The sequence below is a fragment of the Flavobacterium sp. LC2016-12 genome (assembly GCF_015351595.1).
Taxonomy (GTDB): domain Bacteria; phylum Bacteroidota; class Bacteroidia; order Flavobacteriales; family Flavobacteriaceae; genus Flavobacterium.
Map to the genome: position 1 here is coordinate 1 of NZ_JADKPT010000025.1, position 888 is coordinate 888.

The window sequence follows — 888 nt, forward strand, 5'->3', positions numbered from 1 at the left end:
CTAGAGACCCGTTATCAAGGAGTTGAGCTTATGATGAATTTCTCAAATCATTTGTTGAATCGTAAAAGCAAAGTTATGAAAAACATTATTATTGGCATTGATATCAGCAGTAAGACTTTAGATATCTGTATTAAAAATGAGACAGTAAGCTACTTTTCCATTGAAAATAAAGTACCTGTTATTAAACGTTTCTTGAAAAGCTACTCGAGAGAAAAGGTAATTATAGCTATGGAAAACACAGGCAGATATAATTGGAATCTGTTTGAAGTGCTTGAAAAATTTGATTTTAAAGTTTATGTAATATCAGCTTTACATATCAAAAAAAGTATAGGACTTGTTAGAGGTAAAAATGATAAAATTGATGCTCTTCGCATTTGTAATTTCATCGAAAAAAATCATCAGGAAAGCAGAGAATGGAAGCCAGGTTCTTGTTCGATTAAAAAGATAAAAATACTATTAACCGAAAGAGCTTCAAGAATAAAGATTAAAAAGCAGCTAATAGTGCAGCAGCATGATTACAAACTCATGAAAAGTATTGGCTTAGATAAACAGCTAAAAGACTTAAATATTAAGCTTCTTAAAGATATTGACGTCCAAATTAAGATAATAGAAAATGATATTGAAAATATAATCCAAAACCAAGAGAGTCTTAATCAACAACAGAAATTGATTAAATCTGTTCCTGGAGTAGGTCAGGTTTTATCATGGACATTGTTGTCAAAAACAGAAGGATTCACAACTATAACTGATCCTAGGAAAATGGCATGCTACAGCGGAGTAGTTCCTTTTGATTTTCAATCTGGAACATCATTAAAAAGAAGGCCTGGAGTATCAATGCTTGCTGATAAAAATCTAAAAACTATTCTGCATCTGGCAGCGATGAGTGCG

At 31.6% G+C, this 888-nt stretch carries 1 protein-coding gene; it reads left to right on the top strand.

Going from position 1 to position 888, the window contains the following annotated elements:
* Positions 1 to 75: 75 nt before the first annotated feature.
* The coding region (locus IRZ99_RS21100) for a transposase (protein ID WP_194659347.1) at positions 76 to 888 on the top strand (813 nt) is incomplete at its 3' end.